Here is a 4,969-nt window from a genome sequence, read left to right as displayed (position 1 = left end):
CGTCGGTGTGCCGAAGTCCGAACTCTGAACGCAGTACCGTGCCTAAGCCCCGGCCGTTTCCGCTCCTGTGGAAACCGCCGGGGTTTCGGCGTTGTGGGCCAATCCGCCGACCCTGGCAGTCCGGTTGCAAAGGGCGATTTCAGCGGGCGAGGCGTGATCAGGGTTAAGCTAGGGGACTGACACGGGGTGCCGCGCACCGAGCCGGCTGAGACCAGACCCGTTGAACCTGTCCGGTTAGCACCGGCGAAGGGATGTCTCGCATGACTGTTTCGGCGCAATCATCTGTCTACCCGCTCAAGGCCATCCAGCGCCCCATCCCCAGGTCCTCAGCATCGCCGGCTCGGACCCCTCAGGTGGTGCCGGGATCCAGGCAGACCTGAAGAGCATTGCGGCCAACGGCGGCTACGGCATGGCCGTCATCACGGCGCTCACTGTACAAAACACACAGGGCGTCACTGGCGTCCATGTGCCTCCCGTGGAGTTCCTGCGCCAGCAATTGGACGCCATTAGCGACGACATCACGGTTGATGCCGTCAAGATCGGCATGCTCGGGGACGCGGCGGTCATCCACGAAGTCCGCCGCTGGCTCGGCAAGGCGCGCCCCGCCGTCGTCGTCCTGGATCCGGTGATGATCGCGACCAGTGGCGACAGGCTCCTCGCGGAGTCCGCTGAAACCGCACTGCGGGAACTGCTGCCCCTCGCAGACTTGGTGACCCCCAACCTTCCGGAATTGGCCATGCTGCTTGGCGAGCCTGTTGCCACTGATTGGGCATCGGCGTTGGAGCAAGGCAAGCGCCTGGCCGCTAGCTGCGGAAACACCGTCCTGGTGAAGGGGGGCCATCTGCAGGGAGCCGGCTGCCCCGATGCCCTGGTCAATACCGGGGGAGTCCTGAGCCAGGACGTGGTGGAATTCGCCGGCCAACGGGTGGAGACCCGCAATAGCCATGGGACGGGATGTTCCCTGTCGTCGGCGATGGCGACGGCCAAGGCGCGGCTCGGCGATTGGGAGTCTGCTTTGCGTGTCGTCAAGCCCTGGCTCCAGGAGGCGCTGACCCGGTCCGAGGTGCTGGAAGTAGGGAAGGGCAACGGGCCGATCCATCATTTCCACGCGCTCCAGCAGGCCCTTCAACCGGGGGACTTCGCCGTCCGGATGTGGGACGCCGCCCAAACGGAACTGGCAGCCATTTATGGCTTGGACTTCATCCAGCACTTGCAATCCGGTGGTCTCAGCGAAGCGCAGTTCAGCTACTACCTGTCCCAGGATGCCATCTATCTCAACGGCTATTCCAGGGTCCTGGCACGGGCAAGCGCCCTCGCTCCGAGTGAAACCGAACAGCTGTTCTGGGCCCGCGGCTCGCAGATGTGCCTTGAAGTCGAATCCGAGCTGCACCGGAATTGGCTCAGTGGACGCCAGGTGAGCGGAGAGCTGGGCCCGGTCACCAAGGCCTACGTGGACCACTTGCTGGCGGCATCGGCGTCGGGAAGCTATGCGGTGCTGGTTGCTGCCGTGTTGCCTTGCTACTGGTTGTACGCCGAGGTGGGACAGCGGCTCCACCATGGGTTTGTCGAGGCTGGAGCATCGGACAAGCACCCCTATGCGGATTGGCTGCGCACCTACGCGGACGAGGCGTTCGCGGAGGCCACCCGCAAGGCGATCGACATCACGGATGCCGCCGCGCAGGTTGCGTCGCCCGCGGAGCGCACAGCGATGATGGAGCGTTTGCCCAATCCTGCCGCTATGAAACGGCGTTCTTCGATGCTCCAAGGTTGCACGGCTGAGCCGGTCTTCCGGGGAGGAGGCACCGGAACGGGGCCTGTCCCCGCAGGCGTTGCAGCGTGTCGGCGTGAGGATCCGAGCTTTTCACGGCCGGCAGGGTAAGGTGGACGGGCACGGTACCGGATGGCGGCATAGCCAGTCTGTGGCAGCCATCACGTGGCAGCCTCCGGACCTGGCCTCATTTGCAGCCGAAGGCGAAACTAGCGTAATCTAGATCTTCGGTGCTTACGCCAACACTTGGGTTATGCCCCTAGAAACCGTTCATTTGGAACTGACCTTTCATTTAGAACTATTCGAGGGATGACTCATGGATTCCGTACCGGAGTCCACGGCGTTGAGGCACAGCGTGAACCAGGCCCGTTTTTGGATCGGGGTTCCGCACGCAAATTTAGTAATAAACGTCGAGAGAAGTGAGTGCCCAAGTGGTGTACGCGATTGTCCGCGCAGGCGGCCGCCAAGAAAAGGTTTCCGTTGGAGACTACGTAACCCTGAACCGCGTCCCCGGTGGAGCCGGCAGCACCCTTGAGCTGCCCGCACTGCTCCTGGTGGACGGTGACAAGGTCACCTCCGCAGCTGCGGATCTGGCCAAGGTCAAGGTTACGGCTGAGATCCTCGAAGACCTCCGTGGTCCGAAGATCGTCATCCAGAAGTTCAAGAACAAGACCGGCTACAAGAAGCGCCAGGGTCACCGTCAAGAACTGACCAAGATCAAGATCACCGGTATCAAGTAACCACTGGTTGCTGTTCAGGTTTTCAACAGATTCCCCAGAATTTAAAGGCAGGCATTTCAAATGGCACATAAAAAAGGCGCGAGCTCCACTCGCAACGGTCGTGACTCCAACGCCCAGTACCTCGGCGTGAAGCGCTTCGGTGGCCAGGTCGTTTCCGCAGGCGAGATCATCGTCCGCCAGCGCGGCACCCACTTCCACCCGGGCGCCGGTGTCGGCCGCGGTGGCGACGACACCCTGTTCGCCCTGCAGGCAGGCGCGGTTGAGTTCGGTACTCGCCGTGGCCGTCGCGTAGTGAACATCGTTGCTGCTGCAGCTGCAGAGTAATAACACGTTCTGAACGGGTGGAGCGGGCCGTATGGCCCGCTCCATCTGTCTTTTTAACCGCACTAGAATTTACTAGGGCGGGCGGCCGCGCGACAGCGGCGCAACACGCACTTCAAGCAGTAATTTCCACATAGAGGAGAAACACGTGGCGACCTTCGTAGACCGGGTAGTACTTCACGTATCCGGCGGAACAGGCGGCCACGGCTGTGTTTCTGTTAAGCGCGAGAAGTTCAAGCCCCTCGGTGGACCCGACGGCGGCAACGGCGGCAATGGCGGCGACGTCATCCTGCGCGTCGATGCCCAAACCACCACCCTGCTTGATTACCACCACGCACCGCACCGCCACGCAACCAACGGCGGCCCGGGCATGGGCGACTGGCGGGGCGGCAAGAACGGTGAAACCCTCGTCCTTCCCGTCCCGGACGGCACGGTGGTCAAGACCAAGGACGCGTCGTCCTTGCTGACCTCGTCGGCGAAGGCACCGAGTTCGTCGCCGCCGCAGGCGGCATGGGCGGCCTTGGTAACTCTTCGTTGTCTTCGCAGAAGCGCAGGGCGCCCGGTTTCGCCCTCCTCGGTATTGAAGGCGAGTCCAGCGACATCGTCCTGGAACTGAAGTCCATCGCAGACATCGCGCTGGTTGGCTTCCCCTCCGCGGGCAAGTCGAGCCTTGTCGCGGCGATGTCCGCGGCGCGGCCCAAGATCGCCGACTACCCGTTTACCACCTGATCCCCAACCTTGGCGTGGTCCAGGCCGGTGACGTCCGGTTCACCATCGCCGACGTTCCCGGGCTGATCGAGGGCGCCAGCGAGGGCAAGGGCCTCGGCCACAACTTCCTGCGCCACGTAGAGCGTTGCGCCGCGCTGGTGCACGTGCTGGACTGCGGAACCTTGGAAGCGGACAGGGACCCGCTCACCGATCTTGCGATCATCGAGCAAGAGCTGGACAAGTACGCGGTGGACATGAGCTACGCCGGCGTTGACGGCGAAGTGGTCCCCTTGAACGAGCGCCCCAAGCTTGTGGTCCTGAACAAGGTGGACTTGCCTGACGGTCGGGATATGGCCGAGTTCGTCCGCCCAGAACTGGAACAGCGCGGCTACCGCGTCTTCGAAGTCTCTGCCACGAGCCATGAAGGCCTGCGCCAATTGAGCTTCGCCATGGGCGAGATCGTCATGGCCGCCCGCAAGGCCGTTGCGATTGCGCCTCCCAAGGTCGCAGCGCCTGTCCTGCGCCCCCGGGCCGTCAACGAGTCCGGCTTCAAGATCCGCCGCGAGGAGAAGAACCTCGAACCGCTCTTCCGCGTGCTCGGGGAAAAGCCGGTCCGCTGGGTCAAGCAGACCGATTTCACCAACGAAGAAGCCATTGGCTACCTCGCCGATCGACTGGCCAAGCTCGGCATCGAAAACGAGTTGTTCAAGATGGGTGCCGTTCCGGGCGACACCGTGGTGATCGGCGAGGAAGACGGCGTGGTGTTCGACTGGGAGCCCACCATGATGGCGGGCGCCGAACTCCTGGCGACGCCTCGAGGAACCGACATTCGCGTTGCCGACATCGGCGACCGTCCCACCCGTTCGCAGAAGCGCGACGAGCAGCTCGAGCGCCGCGAGGCCAAGGCTGCAGCACGTGCCGAGCTCGAAGCCGAGCGGAAGGCGGGCATCTGGACCGAGTCCGTCAGCGGCCGCCGTCTGCCCAAGCCCCTGAAGGAAAGCGGCCTGGAAGCCGGAAATGACGACTAGCACGGCCCGCATCGCTGAAGTCACCGAAGGCGACGACGCCGCGGAACGCCAGGCGTTGGCCGGCGCCAAGCGGATTGTGGTCAAAGTAGGTTCGTCCTCGTTGACCAGCATCAAAGGCGGCATCTCGGAGAAAGCGCTGACGGCCCTGGTCCACGCCCTGGCCGAGAAGCGCAATTCCGGGACGGAGATCATCCTGGTCTCCTCCGGTGCCATCGCGGCGGGTCTCGCACCGCTCGGGCTCGCCAAGCGTCCCAAGGACCTCGCCACGCAGCAGGCTGCGGCCAGTGTGGGCCAAGGGCTTTTGATGGCGCGCTATTCGCAGGCTTTTGCTGCGCACGGAGTCACGGTCAGCCAAGTCCTGTTGACTGCCGATGACCTGATGCGGCGCACCCAGCACAGCAACG

General features: G+C 63.6%; 3 protein-coding genes, 2 pseudogenes and 1 riboswitch. All 5 genes and pseudogenes read left to right on the top strand.

What is annotated here, in order from left to right; genetic code table 11:
* Window positions 1–172 precede the first annotated feature (172 nt).
* Window positions 173–269: riboswitch (TPP riboswitch) on the top strand.
* Window positions 261–1,779: pseudogene (gene thiD / locus AHiyo1_RS17310) on the top strand (bifunctional hydroxymethylpyrimidine kinase/phosphomethylpyrimidine kinase). Its footprint overlaps the riboswitch before it by 9 nt.
* Before the next feature lie 420 nt (window positions 1,780–2,199).
* Window positions 2,200–2,508 (top strand): 50S ribosomal protein L21, encoded by a 309-nt coding sequence (gene rplU / locus AHiyo1_RS17305; RefSeq protein WP_028267456.1) that lies wholly within the window; start codon window positions 2,200–2,202, stop codon window positions 2,506–2,508.
* Between the two features lie 60 nt (window positions 2,509–2,568).
* Window positions 2,569–2,832, top strand: a complete 264-nt coding sequence (gene rpmA / locus AHiyo1_RS17300) for a 50S ribosomal protein L27 (protein ID WP_003803426.1) — start codon at window positions 2,569–2,571, stop codon at window positions 2,830–2,832.
* Between the two features lie 145 nt (window positions 2,833–2,977).
* Window positions 2,978–4,565 (top strand): annotated as a pseudogene (obgE, locus tag AHiyo1_RS17295) (GTPase ObgE).
* Window positions 4,555–4,969: amino acid kinase family protein (locus AHiyo1_RS17290; RefSeq protein ID WP_445286233.1), on the top strand; the 415-nt coding region annotated here is incomplete at its 3' end. The pseudogene obgE and the gene AHiyo1_RS17290, both read left to right, overlap by 11 nt.

It is taken from the genome of Arthrobacter sp. Hiyo1 (assembly GCF_001263615.2).
Classification (GTDB): Bacteria; Actinomycetota; Actinomycetes; order Actinomycetales; family Micrococcaceae; genus Arthrobacter.
The sequence above is the reverse complement of the archived record's forward strand: the minus strand, read 5'-3'. Positions and strand labels throughout refer to the sequence as shown.

What these genes read in the sequence shown, in the direction of transcription:
- rpmA (WP_003803426.1), top strand. Translation starts at nt 2,569, where the DNA reads ATGGCACATAAAAAAGGCGCGAGCTCCACTCGCAACGGTCGTGACTCC.